Below are 16,037 nucleotides of genomic sequence, written 5' to 3' on the forward strand. Positions count from 1 at the left end.
TAATGCCTTTTTATTTGTTATAAAAAATTGATAAAAATAAAAATGCTGTTATAATTATTTCATATGGGTTAGTACTCAAGAGGCTGAAGAGGCGGTCCTGCTAAGACTGTAGGGGAAGCAATTCCCGCGAAGGTTCAAATCCTTTCTAACCCGCCATTTTTTTATGCTTTTTTTATGTGGTAATTTTTATCTGTTTATTTTTCATTTAATATAACTATTTATTTAAATGCATTTATTTCATTAAATATAATTATAAAAATAATATAAAAATAGTAAAGGACAATTTATGATTAAAAGAATCGCAGCAGTTGATATCGGTGGCACAAACACAAGATTCGCTTTATTTGAGGGGGAGAAAATCATTCTTAAGGAAAGATTTTCAACTGAACCAGTTGATTGAAAAAAAACATTGGATGAAATCGTGGAATTATGTGATACACATAAAGTTGAAAGTTTAGGATTATGTTTCCCAGGGCCAGCAGATTACAAAAATGGTAATATCATTTTAACACCAAATTTACCAGGTTGAACAAATTTAAATATCAAAAAATACATTCTTGAAAATTCTAAAACTGTAGATAAAATTGAATGTGAAAACGATGCTAACGTTATGGGTCTTGCTAACCATCATTTCTTTGGAAAAGGAAGAGGTGATGTAACTCAATTCTTTACAATTTCAACAGGATTAGGGGCTGGACTTGTTATTGATAATAAAATTTTTACAGGATCATATGGTCTTGGACAAGAAATAGCTAGAGCTCCATTAGGAAGCGTATATGATTCTAAAACATATCATTTACTACCTTTTTCTGTAGAATTATATGCATCAGGAGCAGGTTTAAAACTTAGAGCAAAAACAAAAGGTTTAGATTTAGATGCTAAAGAAATTTTTGAAAAATACAGCACAAATGATATTTGCAGAAAACTTATTGATGAAGGTATTGATTCATTGGCTAGAACGATTGCAACAAGTGTGGCATTTTTAAATCCAAATTTATTTGTATTTGGAGGTAGTGTCGCTAGAAAAAATCGTTGATTTGTTCAAGAAGCAATTCAATTGGCTAAAACATATTCAGCACCTGAACACTTCCATAATGTTGATTTTAAATTTGAAGAATTAGGCGATGATTCAGCATTATTTGGACTATTTCATTTAGTAAAATAACTGATATTAAAAAAATCAAGTTAGTTTGTTTTAAACTGGCTTGATTTTTTTAAATTTTTGTTCTATTGTTAAATGCTTGCTTTAATGTTACTTCATCAATATAATCAATTTGTGATCCAAATGGTAACCCGATTGCTAATTTTGAAATATTTTTTTCCTTAAAAATATTAATTAAATACTGTGATTTTACTTCACCTTCAAGATTGGGACTAAGTGATAAAATTATATTTTTAAATGAATTAATAAATTTATATTCTTTATCTTGAAGTATTAGTTTTTTATTATTTTCTGGCTTAAATTCCCAAATAAAATATCTGCCACAAAAAATTCCTGTTTTTTCAATTTTATCTACATCATTAATACTTTCAACAATCATAATACTATCAAAATCTACTCTTTCGCTATTACAAAATTTACAAATATTGGCAACTTTTAAATATTTGCAATTTTCGCAAATTGAAATGTTATTTTTGATACTCTCAAAACTTTTTATTAAGCTTTCAATATCATACTCTGGATTAGTAATTAAAAAATTAGCTATTTTAATTGAAGTTTTCTTTGTTACTCCAGGTAATTTATTAAGTTTTTCAATTAAATCTTGAATTAAAATATTGTCCATTTTTAAAATGGCATATTGCCAGGCATCTTAGGTTGTGAAGCTTCAAGCTCTTCATCTATTTTATTTAAAGTATCATTAATTGTTAATTTAATAACATCTTCTAATAATTCAATATCGTCCTCATCAATTAAAACTGGATTAATTTTAATTGATTTAATTTTTTTGTCACCTGTTATTACAAGCGAAAGGCCTTGTTTTTCAACTGAAAATTCTTTTTTGTGAAATTCTTTTTCTTTAAGTTCCATTTCGGCTTGCATTTTACGAGCTTGTTTCATTAGTTCATTTATATTCATTTTTGCTCCTTTATAAATCTTCTTCAGAATCTAATAAATCGAATGTATTTGGTTGTGATTCTATTAGATTTGAAATAGTTCCTTTATATTTTATTTCTATTTTATCTGGTTTTGCAATTTCTCTTGCTTTTAATTTTCTTAAATTTTCAGTTAAAATTTTATAGTCGTTTTGAGTAATAAATATTAATTGTTTTTCATCATATGAACCAGATAAATAACGATCTGAATCATTAAATAAAAAATACATAATTATTTCAATTTTTAACTGATTCTCATCTTTAGATAATTCAGCTAAATATTCATCAATTGAACTTATTAATACAAATTGTTTTCCAGCAAATATAACATTTGAATTTTGCAATAATGAAAGTAATGAATTAAATGTACTAATTGCATCATTATCATTAGAAGTGAATTGCTTTCAAAGTTGTGGAAACTTTTGAATCATATCAGATGTTACTCTTTCAACTATTTGTTTAAATAATTTAATGGCTTGTTCTGAAGAATCTATATCTTTTGAATATAATAAGCTTAAGTATTCTAATTCACTTAATTTTTTTATTTTCACCGCTTCCTCCATAATATCTATTTCTATATTATTATCTTCTTCAAGGGCTTTTTTTAATTTGGTAATTTCATCAATTATTTTTACTGGTTTTTGCATTGCTAATTCAACAAATTTCATTTGAATAAATTCAAATTTATTTTCAATATAGTAAAGCGAATTAATCAAATCATACATTTTAAAAATATAAGATTCAGCTTTTTCCTTATTAAAATGTATAGAATTAATTTGTTCTTTAAAAAGTACTGAAAGATGAGAACTATTTTTTGTTATTTTATAAATAATAAAATCTCTTAAAACATTAATAACGCTATTTAAAAAATTATATGGCTCAATGCCAGAACGATATAAATTTTGCATTTCATTAATAAGTGTTGCAAAATCATTAATATTAAGTGCATTCAAAATCTCAATAACACTTTCATTTGAAATTATTCTAAATTGCTTAAATAAATCTTCAAGCTTAATAATGTTATTTCCATAACTAATAGATTGATCAGCAATAGTAAGAGCATCTCTCATTCCGCCACTTGAAAGTTTTGCGATATATTCTAATGTATTAGGTTCAAAGCTAATTTTTTCTTTTTTAAGTACTTTCTCAAGGTGTTTAATAATAACATCTTGAGAAAGTAATGAAAAATTTAATCTTGTTACACGCGAAAGAAATGTAGGTTTAATTTTTTGAGGATCAGTTGTAGCAAAAATAAAGACAACATCTTTTGGTGGTTCTTCAAGCGTTTTTAACATAGAGTCAAATGCGCCCGAAGAAAACATATGTACCTCATCAATAATATAAATTTTGTATCTGCCATAAGTAGGTGCAGAATTTATATTAGCAATAATTTTTCTAACATTTTCAACTTTATTATGAGTTGCAGCATCAATTTCAATAATATCAAGTTGACTATCAAATGAGGCTATACAATCGTCACAAGGCTCAACATCAACTTTATGAAAACAGTTAAGTGAAGAAGCAAGAAGTTTTGCTAATGTAGTTTTGCCAACTCCTCTAGGTCCTGAAAATAAATATGCATGATTAACTTTATCAGCTTTAATAGAATTAATTAAAGTTTGAACAACATGTTCTTGACCTACTACGTCAGCAAATTTGCGCGGTCTGTATTTTCGATATAAACTTAAATACTCCATTATCCTCTCCTAAAAAAACTTTTAATGGTATTAGATTTAACAAACTTAAATACTCACTTATTATTTTCTTTATTCAAATAAATAGTATCTTGAAGAAAATAAAAGCCTAAAAATAAGAAGAATCATGCAATACCACCACTAATAAAAGTAAATGGAAGTGCATATCATTTAAATATTCAAAATTTTTGAACTAATACATTCGTATTTTTAAATATTGAATTAATTTCATTATTACCTAAATAAAATCAATTTGCTTTTCAACCACGATCAAGAGCATAAACAAATAAAATTCAGTTTAAAAAGAAAATAAATAATGTTAAAAGTATTAAAAAAGTAACAGATTTTAAAGAATTTCTTGCTGTATAAAAGTTATTTGAAAATGTTAAAAATCAAAATCCAATAAATAATGTTGAAAAATGAACAATAATAAAATCATAAAATGCTCAAGAATCAAGACCAACTGAGTATCTAACAGTATCTTCGCCATTAGGACCTTCTCCAGTTCCTAAAGTAGTAATTGGAGAATTAGTTAAATCAGCTAAAATAATTCCTACCAAAGCTGTGCCAATCATGATTCAAGAAATAGTTGAAATATATTTTGCTTTCCCCATAATTAACATAATGCTAGAGATAAGCAACATTATCCGACAAAAGTGTAATGGAAGTGATTCAAATTTAAGTGGATAGCCTTGAATCATATAAACAATAATTCTAAAAAATGTGCCAAAAAGCAAACCAAAACCAATTATGCCTTCAATAATACTGGCATTGTCTAATAAATATTTATTTGAAAAAATTGTGGTTTTAATTGGTCTTTTAAAAAGCCAAATAAATATCATTAATAATGCTAATAATGCAAATAAAGATCAATATAAAGGTAGTGATTCATTAAATGATCATCTATTGCCTCTTCAGGCAAAAAAATGGTTATAATCTGTTAATTTCATAATAATTATTTTACTAATTTTTGTAAAATATAAATTAAATAACACTATAAATATAATAAAATTATATTAATTATTAATAATTGAAAAGGAGAATTAATGAAATTATTAAATTTGGATTTATCTACTGCAATTGATGAAAAAGAGCTATTAAAATATAAAGCCGATGTTAAAAGAGTACATAAATCAATAATCAACAAAACAGGAAAAGGAAGTGATTTTCTTGGTTGAACTAAGATAGTTGATAACTATAAAAATTCTGAATTTGAAGCAATGAAAATAAAAGCTAAAAAATGACAAGATGAAGGTATTGAAGTTGTTGTTTCAATTGGTATTGGTGGCTCATATCTTGGCATTAAAGCAGCTTATGAATTTATGTTTGGGCAATACAGTGAAAATCAACCTAAAATAGAATTATTATTTGCTGGAAATAGCATTAGTAGTTATGATTTAATTAATAAACTTAAATATGTTGAGGATAAAAAGTTTGCTATTAATGTTATTTCTAAATCAGGAACAACTTTAGAGCCTTCTATTGCTTTTAGAGAATTTAGAAAATTACTTGAAGATAAAGTTGGAGAAGAAAAATCAAAAGATTATATTGTTGCTACGACAGATAAACAAAGAGGAGTATTGTTTGATTTAGCTACAACAAATGGTTATGAAAAATTTATTATTCCTGATGATGTTGGCGGAAGATTTAGTGTTCTTACACCAGTTGGATTATTTCCACTAGCATGTGCTGGATTAAATATTGATGATTTAATGCAAGGGGCTAAAGATGCTCAAGAAGTATATTCTAATATTGAATTAATGGAAAATGATGCTTATAAATATGCAGTTGTTAGACATATTTTTGGCGAAAAATACTCAGTTGAAACATTAGTAACTTATGAACCTAACTGAAGTTTTTTAAGCGAATGATGAAAACAGCTATATGCAGAGTCAGAAGGGAAAGAAGGAAAAGGATTATTACCTTATTCATTAGTTAATTCAACAGATTTACACTCATTAGGACAATATGTTCAAGAGGGTAAAAAAATTATGTTTGAAACTGTTCTTTGATTAGTAAATCCAGTTAAAAATAAAGAAATTTTTATCGATAACGCTAATGATGTAGATAAATTAATTTATTTAAATGGAAATAATATTCACAATATCAATAAAGCCGCTTTTGAAGCTACAAGAAGAGCTCACTTTGAAGAAGGAAAGGTGCCAAATATTATTTTAAATGTTGAAGAAGTTTCAGAAAAATCATTAGGTTGAATATTCATATTCTTTGAATGAGCACTTGCAATGAGTGGTTATTTATTAGATATAAATCCATTTGATCAACCTGGTGTTGAAGTTTATAAAAAAAATATGTTTAAATTATTAGGAAAAGATTCTAAATAATGGAGAAAATGATGAGTAAAAGTTACAAAATTATGGTTGAGATTCCTTTTAATTCAGAAATAAAGTATGAATATAATAGAAAAACTGGACAAATTGAAGTAGATAGAATATTAAGGGATGGCTATAAATACCCGGCTACATATGGATTTTTACCTGAAGCTCTTGATTGAGATGGAGATGAATTGGATGTTTTAGTATATTCAGAAAGAGCGTTTGTTCCAGGTGTTATGCTAAATGTTAGAGTGGTAGGTGCTTTAAGAATGATTGATAGTGGTGAAACAGATACTAAATTAATTGCAGTTCATGAAGATGACTTTGCTACTGATCATATTAAATCAATCAACGACATTCCTCAAAAATGATTAGATTCTGTTAAATACTTTTTTGAACATTATAAAGATTGAAAAGGTAAAAATCAAACACATGTTCCAGGATTTGAAAATGAATTATGAGCTCAAGAAGAAATTAATGAATGTATTCATTTAATGAAAACTTACGGAAAAATGGACAAAGAAGAATTTGTTAAAAAAATGATGAAAGAGCACCCTGAAAAATACATTATTTAAAATTTTAAAATATAGTATAATAAAAAAGTTATTAAATTATTAATTTTAATATAATTAAAAAATCAATTAGATTAGATTTTAAGTATTTATAGAAAGGAATTGTTATGTCAAGACAAGATATGTTAACAGGAAAAAGAGCAATGTCAGGAAATACACGTTCACACGCTCTAAACGCTTCAAAACGTAAGTTTAATTTGAATTTACAAAAAGTTACAATTATTGAAAATGGTCAAAAAAATACTTTGCGTGTTACAGCTAAAACAGCTAGAACACTTAAAAAGTATGGTGTTGCTTAATAAAAAAATAATAGAACGTTTTATGAAAATAAAAAAATGTTCTATTATTTTTTTATTTCAAAAGCTTTAAAAATGTAATAAAATTTAAATTATAAATATAAGGAGAAAAAATGAAAAAAATAGCAATTAACGGGTTCGGAAGAATCGGTAGACTAGTTTTTAGAAGAATTTTCGAAGAAAATGCTGGAAAAATTGAAGTTGTTGCAGTTAATGACTTAACTGATGCTAAAACATTGGCACATTTATTAAAACACGATACAGCATTAGGAAAATTTAAAGCTGAAATAAGTGTAAAAGGTAACGAAATCTTAGTAAATGGGAAATCAATTCCTGTTTATGCAGAAAGAGACCCAAGAAATTTACCATGAAAATCATTAGGAATTGATGTAGTTGTTGAATCAACAGGGTTCTTTAGAACAAAAGAAACAGCAGGATACCACATTGAAGCCGGTGCTAAAAAAGTTGTTATCTCAGCACCTGCTGGTAAAGATATTAAAACAGTTGTTTACAATGTTAATGATGAAATTTTAACAAGTGAAGACACAGTTATTTCAGCTGCTTCATGTACAACAAACTGTTTAGCACCAATTATTGATGCTGTTAAAAAATTTGGTATTATTGCAGGAACAATGACAACAGTTCACGCTTATACAGCTGACCAAAGATTACAAGATGCTCCACACTCAGATTTAAGAAGAGCTCGTGCAGCAGCACAAAACATTATCCCTACAGCTACAGGAGCTGCAGCAGCTATCGGATTAGTAATTCCTGAATGTGCTGGTAAATTAGATGGTTACGCATTACGTGTTCCAGTAATTACAGGTTCAGTAGTAGATATGACTCTTGAATTTGAACAAAGCCCTTCTGTAGAAGAAATTAATGCAGCAGTTGAAGCTAAAAAATCTGAAACACTAGAATATTCAACAGATCCATTGGTTTCTTCAGATATTATTGGAAATACACATGGAACAATCTTTGACTCAGGATTAACAAATATTGTTGAATCAGATGGAAAAAGATTATATAAACTTGTTTCATGATACGACAATGAAATGTCATACGTTTCACAATTTGTTAGAACATTAACAAAATTTGCTTTAATCTAATAAATAATAAAAAGATGCATTTGGCATCTTTTTTTTGTACAATACTAATATGTTTTACATAATTAATAAAGAGAAGGGGATTTCTAGCTTTAAAGCTATTAATCAATTTGCCAAAAAAAATAAAATTTTAAAAATAGGACATAGTGGTACTCTTGATCCGCTTGCTAGTGGTTTATTGCTTTGCTGTAGTGATGATGATTTAAAATTATTAAATTATATTAATAATAAAAGTAAGAAATATAAAGTTACGCTTATATTAGGTTTTAAAACTGATTCTTATGATATTACAGGAAAGATTATTGAAACAAGCAATAATATTGTTAAAGATGATTATAAAATTAAAAAGTTTTTTGATAATTTAATTGGTAAAAGTTTACAAATACCGCCAGTATTTAGTGCTAAAAAAATTAATGGACAAAGATCATATGATTTAGCAAGAAAAGGCGAATTTGTTGAAATTAAACCTGTTGAAATCACTACATATTCATATGAAATACTTTATCTAGATTTACATAAGCAGGAATTATGCTTTAATATTCATGTTTCTAATGGAACATATATAAGAAGCATTGTGAATGATTTAGGAAATTATCTTAATACTTTTGCAACAATGAGTGAATTAGATAGATATGAAATTTCTTCTCTTTTATTTAATGAGGATCTTTCATATCAAAATATATTGCCAAAACTATTTCAAAATTTAATAAAAATTAGTAAAAATGATGTTATAGAAATACAAATGAATCATTTTAATTATATTATTAAAACTGATTGATTTAATCGAATAGTTAACAATAATGGTCAATATATACTTATAGATCAATACTCATTTTTACCTTATGGAATAATAGAAATTTCACAAAAAAAGTTAAAAATAGTGAAATTATTCGGTAAAAGATTAATTTAGTAATATAATATAATCCCTAACCTTAAAAACTGGAGGAAAAATATGAATTATAAAATTAAATTTGCCGCATTTGATATTGATGGCACAACACTTCCATATGCTAAAGAAACATTTAGCCCAAAAATAGTTGAAGCATTTAAAAAATTACATGAAAAAGGGATAAAAATTATTTTGGCTTCAGGTAGAGAATTTGTTACTATTGGCCATTTATTAAAATCATCTATTTATGCAGATTACTTTATTGGTGCAAATGGCGCTTTTATTTATGATATTAAAAATGATAAAATTATTCACGAACAACCAATTTACTATAAGGATTTTGAAATTTTATTTGAAAAATTAATACCACATGTTGATTCTATCTCAATAATGGATAAAGATTATGGACATATGTCAAAAGATAGTGTTACAAATACTTGATTTTTAGCTCCACACCAAGATAAGTTGGTAGAACTTGATAATAGTTTTAGCAAATTAGATAGACAACATTTACATTTAATTACAGTTGTAACAACAAATTTAAATGCTTATAATTTAGCAGAAGATATTATTGAAAATAATTACTTAAATTTACAAATACAATCAATTTGAGAAAGAGGATTATTTATAGCTGCTAAAGGTGTTACAAAATCTAGCGCTTTAAAAAGATTAATGATTCATGAAAAATCAAGCTTAAAATATTTAATAGCTTTTGGTGATTCTGGAAATGATATCGAAATGATTAGAGATGCCGGAATTGGCGTTGCAATGCAAGATGGTGATGAAAAGCTTAAAGAATACAGCGACTTTATTGCCCCTAAATGTGATGAAGATGGTGTATATTTACAACTTGAAAAAATGGAAATAATCTAATATTTTGAAATTAAAACTACAGTGATTATTATAAATTAGAATAATAAAAATTTAACATCTGCTAACGCGGATGTTTTTTAATAATAATTACTAAAAAAGTATATGTATATCAAAACATTTTACAAAAATAAAGTAATTTTTTTGGAATATAAAAAAGGCGATCGCTTTTATGCAATTAAAAAAACGAAAATAATGTTTTTAATATTAAATGAAAGTGCTTATGATTCTAATGCGCAAAAATTTAATAGGATTATTTTATATTATAGTATCAGAATGCAAGATTTGTTAATTGATAATAAAAAAGAGAAGTAAATAGAAAGTCTAATTTTTGCAGTTCTCAAAGAACAAAAAATAATATGATTTGCTCTAAACCTGATTAAAATAAATTTAAAATTGAATAGTTAAAGAGAATAGCTAAATGTTATTTTGAAATTGTAAAAAACTACATAGATAAAGAAAAGTGAAGTAAGTCTAATTAAAATAAGAATAATATTGTTATTAAAATTAAGAATAACAAGGTAAATTATTTCAAAAAATATAAAATTGTTAGAGAAAATAACTGATAATGTCACTAATTTAGAAAAAAATAAACAAAATAAATTAATTATAAAAGCATTTAATGACAATAAAAAGTATATTGAAGGGTCAGATTGAGCCAATATTTGGCTCAAAAGTGCTCAATTTTAATAAATTATCGCATTTTAGAGCATGATATGAATTGTTTAAGCCTAAAAGTGAAATTATACAAAAACGCAAAGAATGTGAATTTATATAAATATTATGCTTTTTTAGCAATAAATTGACTTAAACGCACTCTTCCATAAACTTTTTTGTGTGAAACAAATGTATCTATGATAATGTTGTCATATTCTTTAGTTTTCACAACATTTTCTAACTTTTTTTATCTAAATAGTGATCTTTTAGAAACATTAAATAACTTTGCTAATTCATTTATTGATAGTTTTCCTTTATATTCTCTTACTATTAACTTCTTTTGTTCTTTAGTAAGAGCGACATTTTCTTCAAGGATTGAAAGTAACTTATCAACTTTAGTAGGGTTCATTTCTTTCAATGTACTCTTAATTCTCAATTTCTTCTTTTCACGTGCTCCACTACCTGGTCTTCTATTTATGCCCCGCTTACCTTCAACTAATAAATCTTGCATTCCTTTATTATAATATGAAACAATCCTTATAATCATTCTGGTAAGGTGGCGTTTTTTGATGAAAGCTAATTTGTGCGAGACGTTAATAGCTACCTTTATAGCTCTTTCCATTCCCAATTGCTTATACTCTTTAAAAATAATTTTATTCTACTTTTTAGTAAAGTGTCTAAACATTTTACTCTCTTATAACATACAGGTGGCACAAAAAGACACTCTATAAAAGAGTGCCATTTTTTTGTCCTAATCTAGTGATACGTTATGATGTAATATAATTTTATATTAAATTTATTATCCTAATCTAAGTAGACTTTGGCGTTCTCATCAATCTATCTATGCTTATAAACCCGAATAATGCTAATCCATGCAAAATATCATCAGGATTTGAAACAGCTACATAAGAAACCAAAAACGTTCCAGATATTGCTAATAAAGTTGCTCCAGTAACACCTGCCAAAACAATTCCTGCAGTCTTATAAGGGTTTTTAGTTATTCATTTTAAAATATCAGTTTTTTTGGGTTTTAAAGAAAAATTTTTATTAATTTCATCCGGTATTTTATCTTGAATTTTTTTTAATTTTGCTTGATTTGCAACATATGGCTCAACTGCCGTAGATTCCAATTTAACTAACTTTGGTAAATTTATTTCTTGTTTTTTTAAAAATGCTTCTTTTTTAATTCTTAACTTTTCACTAATGTTTGGCTTTGTGACCTTTATTAATTGTTTAGTTTTTTCTAAAAAAGATATATCAAATTGTTTTTTATTTAAATTATATGCAATAATACCCGCTGAAATTCCTATAATACCTAATAAAGCCCCTGTAGAAAAAGGAACTATTTTAAATCTCTTACTCATTTATCCTTTCCTAATTTATATTTAAAAAATATGAATATTTTTATTATTATAATTAAATATTTTGGCAATATAAATAAATTATAAATAAATATAAAAAAACTTCAGCTTCAAAACTTAATGTAATGAAAATAGTGTATATTTTTAACTTAAAAAATGGAAATAATTTAATATTTTAAAATTAATTAGTAATAATAAAAAAATAAAAACATCCTTTAATTAAAATACAATTACAATTGTTGAATAAAAAGTAGTTTTTTTATTTTGCTATTTATATTTATGAAATAATTTTTTATCTATTAATCCAAAATAACCTAACCCATGTACTAAATCAGAATATCCTCCTGTTGCATAGGAAAGCAAAAACGTTCCAGATATTGCTAATAAAGTTGCTCCAACAACACCCACCGAAATAATTCCTGCAGTCTTATAAGGGTTTTTAGTTATTCATTTTAAAATATCAGTTTTTTTAAACTTTAAAAAGAAAGTTTTATCAATTTCTTCAGTAATTTTATCTTGAATTTCTTCTAATTTTACTTGATCATTAATTGGTAACTCAACTACTGCAGATTCTAATTTAACAAGCTTTGGTAAATTTATTTCTTGTTTTTTCAAAAACACTTTTTTGTTATTTTTAAACTTTTCACTAATGTTTAACTTTGAAACTTTTATTAATTGTTTGGGTTTTTCTAAAGAAGATATATTAACTTGTTTTTTATTTAAATTATATGCAATAATACCCGCTGAAATTCCTGTAATACTTAAGAAAATTCCTGTAAAAAATAAAGCTATTTTAAATCTCTTAGTCATTTTATCCTCCCTATTTATAATTTGAAAATATAAATATTTTTATTATTATAATTAATTTTTAACAACGTGAATAAATATAAAAATAAAGCTTACTTATATCTATTTTGGAATAGTAATTTGTTAATATTTTCTTGCGAAGGATCTTTAACGATATAGCTTCCTGCAACAATTAAATCAGCTCCTGCTTTTCAAGCTAATTTAGAAGTTTCTTCATTAATTCCGCCATCAACTTGAATAAGATATGAATATTTTAAATTAGATGATCTTAATTTTTTTAATTTTTTAATTTTATCTAAAGAGTCGACTATAAATTTTTGCCCGCCTTTGCCAGGATAAACACTCATAACTAAAACTAAATCTATAAACTCAAGAAAAGGAGTAATATCTTCAACATTAGTATCTGGAGAAATTGCTAAACCTATTTTATAATCATGATGATATCTATTAATAAATAAAGCTAAATCAATATCACTAACTGCCTCAAAATGTAATGTCACAATCGAAACATAATCTTTATATTTTTCAAACTCATCAAGTGGATTGCTAATCATTAAATGTACATCAGAAAAATGCTGTGGAGCATTATTATAAATATTAATAATTTCTTCTAATTCAATTGCTTTATTAGGTACAAAAATTCCATCCATTACATCATAATGAATTCATTTAATGCCTTTATTTGTTATTAAATCAGTAACAAATTCTAATCTATTTTCTTTTTTTACATCAAGAATTGATGGGCTAATATTCTTTCAACGCATTGCACTCCTTTAATATTTTTAGATAATTTTCATATCTAAAAATAGGTATTTTTCTTTCATCTACTAGTTGTAATATTTTACAATATTTTTTATCAACATTTGCATGTAAACAAGAACGAAACTTACAAAATACTTTATTTTCTTTAAACATTTTAAAACTGCGTGATAGCTCTTGTTGAGTTAATGGGACAACTAAATTTGAAAAACCTGGCGTATCAATAATCTCAGAATTATTAAACCTATATATTTCTACAATTCTGGTTGTATGTTTGCCACGATTAAGTGCTTTAGAAATTTCATCAATCTTTAAATTCATTCCTGTTATTGAATTAATTAATGTTGATTTTCCAACTCCTGATTGCCCCATGAATACACAAGTTTTGTTTTTAATAAGTTCATTAATTTTACATATATTTTCATTAATAATTTTTTGTTCAGTTTCTTGATTAAACTTGCCAATAGTAAAACATTTATAACCTAATTCTTGATATTGATTAATCCAATAATTATCATTTGCTAAATCTGCTTTAGTAAAAATAATTATTGGATTAATTTCATTATATTCCACCATTGAAAGATATTTATCAACCATAAAAGAACTAAATTCTGGTTGTTTTAAACTATAAATAATAAATGCATTATCAATATTTGCAACTTTTGGTCTAAGTAATTCATTATAACGAGGCAGTACATCTTCAATAAAACCTTCAGATATTTTAACATAATCGCCTACAAGTGGTGTTATATTCTTATTTCTTAATTTTCCTGCACCACGCAATCTAATTAATTTTTCGCCGTTTCAAACATCATAAAACCCTGAATTTATTGAGTATATTTTATTTTTATTCATTATCCAAATACTCCAATCAAAATTAGTACAAGAATTATAATTAACAATATTAATATTACAAAAAATAAAAAGCGTGTTGAAGCAATAACTTCTTCAAATCTTTTTAATTTTGCTCCTTTAGAAGTTATAGGTCTTTCATTAACTCTTTTTGGATTTAAACAAGTGCTTAAATCATTTTTAAAATGTGTCATAGAAGAATATCTATCATTTGCTTTTTTCATTGTTGCTCTTTGCACGCAATTTGAAAGAGCAATTGAAAAATTTTTATTAAGTTGATAAATCGGCGTAATACGACCCTTTAATATTCGTTGTGCAATTTCATAATCAGCTACACTTTCATTTTGCTTCATAAATGGATGAATTCCCATTAACATATAATATAGCACAAGACCTAATGAATAAATATCACTTCTAACGCTAACTTCTCCTCATGAAGAAATAACTTCAGGAGCAAAGTAAGAAGTTGTACCAATTATGTTTGCTTCCTTTGTAACTCTATTACTCTCACAAGTAACTGCAATACCAAAATCAATAATTTTAGGAATATTTTCATTTGTAATTAAAATGTTTTCAGGCTTAATATCGCGATGAATTATTCCTGCTTTATGAATCTGTGCATATCCTTCACAAAGTTTTGTAGCTATATCGACAGCCATTGTTGAAGTAAAGGGATGATTCTGTATCATTGATTTTAAAGTTCTGCCATTAACATACTCTGTTAAAACAAAAAGCTGACTATTATCATTAAAATCTAGTGAACTTTCATAATATTTAATACAATATTTAGAATTAATCTTTTTAATTGCTGCAATTTCATTAGTAAATCTTGAAATTAAATCGGGTATATTAACATCTTTCTTTTGAGCAATTAACTTATCAATTTCAATAACTTTTAATGCATATTTTTTTGTTGTTTTATCTTTTTTTGTAACTAAATAAACTTTAGAAAATCCACCCTTACCAATTTTCTTGATAATATTATATCTATCGCGATAATCCATTATTCAATCTCCTTGATAAATATACTTAAATTATCTTTAGAACCATTTCTCTTTGCTGTTTCAATTAAGTTATCTGCTTTTTGCTCAATATTAAAATTTTCATTATTTAAAATTAATTCAAACGTTGGGTTATCAACATAATTATGAATTCCATCAGTAGTTAAAATTAATAATTTATATTCAGAATTAGGCTCAATTATAAAAATGTCCATTTTGGCTTTTTTATTGGGACCAAGAGCAGAAATTAGTTTTGTTGCGTTTGAAAGTAAAAATGCTTTCTTGTAAGAAAGCCGATTCTTTTGAATAAAATAATTAGTAACATTTTGATCAATTGTAATTTGCTTCAATGTTCTTCCAAGTAAATAAGCTCTAGAGTCTCCTATATTTAAAATTAACATTGAATTGTCTTTTTTATTAATAATTGCCGCCACTAAAGTTGTTCCCATATCAACAAGAATTTGTTTTTTAATAGCTTGCTGCTCCATAAAATACTGAATTTGATCAATGCTATTTACCATTCATTTTTGCAAAAAACTTGGTTTATGAAAGGTTTTTGGTAAACTACTTTTAAATAATTTTCCAAACTGTTCAACAACTATAGAACTAGCAATTGAGCCGCCAAAATGACCGCCCATCCCATCACATAAAATAAACAAAGAATAAAAGCCGTTATCTCAATAACCGCCTTTGTCCTGATTTTCTTTTCTTTTTATACCAATATCTGTAGCAAACTTATACATTGA

Annotated in this window: 18 protein-coding genes and 1 tRNA gene; 8 read left to right on the top strand and 11 right to left on the bottom strand. The window is 25.8% G+C overall.

Annotated features, from left to right (window positions below; genetic code table 4):
• The first annotated feature begins 65 nt into the window (after window positions 1–65).
• Together QMA87_RS01715 and QMA87_RS01720 are read left to right on the top strand one after the other, a co-directional pair.
• Window positions 66–156 (top strand) — tRNA-Ser (locus QMA87_RS01715).
• A gap of 130 nt (window positions 157–286) precedes the next feature.
• The gene (locus QMA87_RS01720) at window positions 287–1,165 is read left to right on the top strand and encodes an ROK family protein (RefSeq protein ID WP_283827287.1); all 879 of its coding nucleotides are present in this window, start codon (window positions 287–289) and stop codon (window positions 1,163–1,165) included.
• A gap of 49 nt (window positions 1,166–1,214) precedes the next feature.
• Here the strand turns inward: QMA87_RS01720 and QMA87_RS01725 are convergent, their stop codons facing one another.
• Genes QMA87_RS01725 through QMA87_RS01740 form a run of 4 tightly spaced genes read right to left on the bottom strand, consistent with a single transcriptional unit; the run spans window position 1,215 to window position 4,738 of the window.
• Complete coding sequence (locus QMA87_RS01725) at window positions 1,215–1,784, bottom strand: toprim domain-containing protein (RefSeq protein ID WP_283827286.1); 570 nt, start codon at window positions 1,782–1,784, stop codon at window positions 1,215–1,217.
• A gap of 2 nt (window positions 1,785–1,786) precedes the next feature.
• Window positions 1,787–2,077 carry a YbaB/EbfC family nucleoid-associated protein gene (locus tag QMA87_RS01730; protein ID WP_283823717.1) on the bottom strand — a complete coding sequence of 97 codons (291 nt, stop codon included), beginning with the start codon at window positions 2,075–2,077 and terminating at the stop codon, window positions 1,787–1,789.
• A 10-nt stretch (window positions 2,078–2,087) separates the two neighbouring features.
• A complete protein-coding gene (dnaX, locus tag QMA87_RS01735) occupies window positions 2,088–3,791 on the bottom strand; it encodes a DNA polymerase III subunit gamma/tau (RefSeq protein WP_283833738.1) in 1,704 nt (567 codons plus the stop codon).
• A complete protein-coding gene (locus QMA87_RS01740; RefSeq protein WP_283823715.1) occupies window positions 3,791–4,738 on the bottom strand; it encodes a TMEM164 family acyltransferase in 948 nt (315 codons plus the stop codon). Before QMA87_RS01740 ends, dnaX begins: the two co-directional genes overlap by 1 nt.
• Before the next feature lie 96 nt (window positions 4,739–4,834).
• Here QMA87_RS01740 and QMA87_RS01745 point away from each other — a divergent pair, with 96 nt between their 5' ends.
• The 6 genes from QMA87_RS01745 (at window position 4,835) to QMA87_RS01770 (ending at window position 9,857) form a co-directional block, all read left to right on the top strand.
• Window positions 4,835–6,130: a glucose-6-phosphate isomerase gene (locus QMA87_RS01745; RefSeq protein WP_283833739.1), complete on the top strand. Its 1,296-nt coding sequence runs from the start codon at window positions 4,835–4,837 to the stop codon at window positions 6,128–6,130.
• 11 nt (window positions 6,131–6,141) lie between these two features.
• A complete protein-coding gene (locus QMA87_RS01750) occupies window positions 6,142–6,696 on the top strand; it encodes an inorganic diphosphatase (RefSeq protein WP_283830468.1) in 555 nt (184 codons plus the stop codon).
• A 104-nt stretch (window positions 6,697–6,800) separates the two neighbouring features.
• Complete coding sequence (rpmB, locus tag QMA87_RS01755) at window positions 6,801–6,992, top strand: 50S ribosomal protein L28 (RefSeq protein ID WP_283827282.1); 192 nt, start codon at window positions 6,801–6,803, stop codon at window positions 6,990–6,992.
• 110 nt (window positions 6,993–7,102) lie between these two features.
• Window positions 7,103–8,098, top strand: coding sequence for a type I glyceraldehyde-3-phosphate dehydrogenase (gene gap, locus QMA87_RS01760; protein WP_283823711.1), 996 nt, complete (start codon window positions 7,103–7,105; stop codon window positions 8,096–8,098).
• 49 nt (window positions 8,099–8,147) lie between these two features.
• The gene (truB, locus tag QMA87_RS01765; protein WP_283833741.1) at window positions 8,148–9,005 is read left to right on the top strand and encodes a tRNA pseudouridine(55) synthase TruB; all 858 of its coding nucleotides are present in this window, start codon (window positions 8,148–8,150) and stop codon (window positions 9,003–9,005) included.
• A 42-nt stretch (window positions 9,006–9,047) separates the two neighbouring features.
• Window positions 9,048–9,857 carry a YcsE-related riboflavin metabolism phosphatase gene (locus QMA87_RS01770; RefSeq protein ID WP_283823709.1) on the top strand — a complete coding sequence of 270 codons (810 nt, stop codon included), beginning with the start codon at window positions 9,048–9,050 and terminating at the stop codon, window positions 9,855–9,857.
• Between the two features lie 901 nt (window positions 9,858–10,758).
• Here QMA87_RS01770 and QMA87_RS01775 read toward each other — a convergent pair.
• The 7 genes from QMA87_RS01775 to QMA87_RS01805 all read right to left on the bottom strand — a co-directional run bounded on the left by QMA87_RS01775 (window position 10,759) and on the right by QMA87_RS01805 (window position 16,034).
• On the bottom strand, window positions 10,759–11,133 hold the full coding sequence (locus tag QMA87_RS01775) for a helix-turn-helix domain-containing protein (RefSeq protein WP_283833742.1): 375 nt from the start codon (window positions 11,131–11,133) through the stop codon (window positions 10,759–10,761).
• Window positions 11,134–11,320: 187 nt separating this feature from the next.
• Window positions 11,321–11,875, bottom strand: coding sequence for a hypothetical protein (locus tag QMA87_RS01780; RefSeq protein ID WP_283833743.1), 555 nt, complete (start codon window positions 11,873–11,875; stop codon window positions 11,321–11,323).
• Between the two features lie 264 nt (window positions 11,876–12,139).
• Window positions 12,140–12,682, bottom strand: a complete 543-nt coding sequence (locus QMA87_RS01785; RefSeq protein ID WP_283833744.1) for a hypothetical protein — start codon at window positions 12,680–12,682, stop codon at window positions 12,140–12,142.
• An 89-nt stretch (window positions 12,683–12,771) separates the two neighbouring features.
• On the bottom strand, window positions 12,772–13,443 hold the full coding sequence (locus QMA87_RS01790; protein WP_283827272.1) for a ribulose-phosphate 3-epimerase: 672 nt from the start codon (window positions 13,441–13,443) through the stop codon (window positions 12,772–12,774).
• Window positions 13,424–14,293: a ribosome small subunit-dependent GTPase A gene (gene rsgA, locus QMA87_RS01795; RefSeq protein WP_283833745.1), complete on the bottom strand. Its 870-nt coding sequence runs from the start codon at window positions 14,291–14,293 to the stop codon at window positions 13,424–13,426. Before rsgA ends, QMA87_RS01790 begins: the two co-directional genes overlap by 20 nt.
• Window positions 14,293–15,294, bottom strand: coding sequence for a serine/threonine-protein kinase (locus QMA87_RS01800; RefSeq protein WP_283823697.1), 1,002 nt, complete (start codon window positions 15,292–15,294; stop codon window positions 14,293–14,295). The genes rsgA and QMA87_RS01800 overlap by 1 nt, the downstream gene beginning before the upstream one ends.
• Entirely contained in the window at window positions 15,294–16,034 is a 741-nt protein-coding gene (locus QMA87_RS01805; protein ID WP_283823696.1) for a PP2C family protein-serine/threonine phosphatase, read from the bottom strand. Before QMA87_RS01805 ends, QMA87_RS01800 begins: the two co-directional genes overlap by 1 nt.
• Window positions 16,035–16,037 lie beyond the last annotated feature (3 nt).

Source organism: Mycoplasma phocimorsus (assembly GCF_030077875.1).
Lineage (GTDB): Bacteria > Bacillota_I > Bacilli_A > Mycoplasmatales > Metamycoplasmataceae > Mycoplasma_H > Mycoplasma_H phocimorsus.